The sequence below is a fragment of the Siminovitchia jepli genome (genome assembly GCF_047228825.1).
GTDB lineage: Bacteria > Bacillota > Bacilli > Bacillales > Bacillaceae_C > Siminovitchia.
The window spans coordinates 1-1,596 of the sequence record NZ_JBFEGN010000191.1 but is presented as its reverse complement, the minus strand read 5'-3'; the positions used below and the strand labels follow the sequence as shown (position 1 = coordinate 1,596).

The 1,596-nt window shown below is 48.8% G+C and carries 1 protein-coding gene; it reads right to left on the bottom strand.

The window, feature by feature from the left end:
• Positions 1 to 128: 128 nt before the first annotated feature.
• The gene (locus AB1L08_RS22330; RefSeq protein WP_300965180.1) at positions 129 to 1,349 is read right to left on the bottom strand and encodes an IS110 family RNA-guided transposase; all 1,221 of its coding nucleotides are present in this window, start codon (positions 1,347 to 1,349) and stop codon (positions 129 to 131) included.
• Between the last annotated feature and the right edge of the window lie 247 nt (positions 1,350 to 1,596).

Below are 1,596 nucleotides of genomic sequence, written 5' to 3'. Positions count from 1 at the left end.
CTACCCTGAAAATATAACTAACGAACTGCTAAAAAAAGCAATACTAAGCTAACCGGCTATACCCTAATTTCCAGAAAGTGGTAACCGGCTTCGATAGCACTATGATGTTTAGGAATGCTTTCGTTCTTCTATGCTGTAGACTCAACGTTCACTTTGTAACCAAGGGACTCTAGTTTCTTAATGGATTGTTTGATGACGGTTTCCTTTTTTCGTTCCTCATAATAGTTTGGACCGAGTTCGATGTACGGCTGTCTTCGTACTATGATGTAGTAGACAATTGTCAATATACTATGGGCAACGGCAACGGCGGCTCGATTTGCACCACGCCTGGCGGCAATGCGATGATATTGGCTTGACAGGTATGTGTTCTTTGTTCGTGCCGCCGCCCGGGCAGCTTCTACAAGAGCGCTTCGCAGTTTTTTATTCCCTTTGCGCGTTCGGCCTGACTTCCGTTTTCCGGCGCTTTCATTATTCCCTGGACACAATCCTGCCCATGAGCACATTCGGGCAGCGGAGCCAAATTGTTCTTCTACATCAATTCCAATTTCAGCCAGAATTTGTTCTGATGTGCGCCGGCCGACTCCGGGAATGGTCTCCAACAGTTCCAGGACCTCCTCAAAAGGGAGCATTCGCGCCTTTACTTCTTCATCGAGCCTTTTGATTTCCTGATCAAGGAAGTCAATATGGCGCAGTTGGGTTTCCAGCAGGAGCTTCTGATGGGGCCCCATCAAGCCGTTCAATGCACGCATCAGCTCTTCTTTTTTGTTCTTTAACCGACCTTTTGCCAGTGCCGACAGGGCTTCAGGATCTTCCTCGCCGGCAATCATGGCTTCAATCATTGCGCGGCCGGATTTACCAAGAACATTACTGGCGACGGAAGACAATTTGATATTGGCTCCTTCAAGGACCTTTTGGATACGATTCGTTTCCCGCGCCCGTTCATCGATGAGACTCCGGCGATAACGAATCAGCTCCCGCAATTCACGTTGATCACGGGAAGGGATATAACTGCCTTTGATCAGGCCGTGACGAAGCAAATCGGCAATCCACTCTGCATCTTTTATGTCTGTCTTGCGGCCCGGAACATTCTTAATGTGCTGGGCATTGACGACCATTGGTTTGACGTCTTCCAGTTCAAGCAGGTTGTAGATCGGCTTCCAAAAGGCGCCTGTACTCTCCATAGCTGCGACCGTACATTCTTTGGCTTTGATCCAATCCACGAGGTTGATGAGATCGTCCGTCATCGTTGTAAATGTCCGAATCTCTTTCCCTTCCGGAGTAATCACGCAGGCTACAACGTTCTTTTTATGAACGTCAAGCCCGCAGCAGTGACTGTAAACGACGTCCATAGTCTTTCTCCTTCTACGGCTGTATAGATTAAAGGGCTGGTGCAGCAACCATCCTGGTTAATCTACCCTCCGTGCTTCCAAAAATGAAGCAACAATCTGTGGTGCACCTGGTCGCTGGGATCTGTCTAACTTACGGGCTCGCAGCACCATAGAGACGCGACCTCCCTTCGCCAGCCGTAAAAATATACTTCGACGTTGATCCATTTTCATCCTGCTGATGGTGCCGCGGAAGCGGCATGAACGTCTA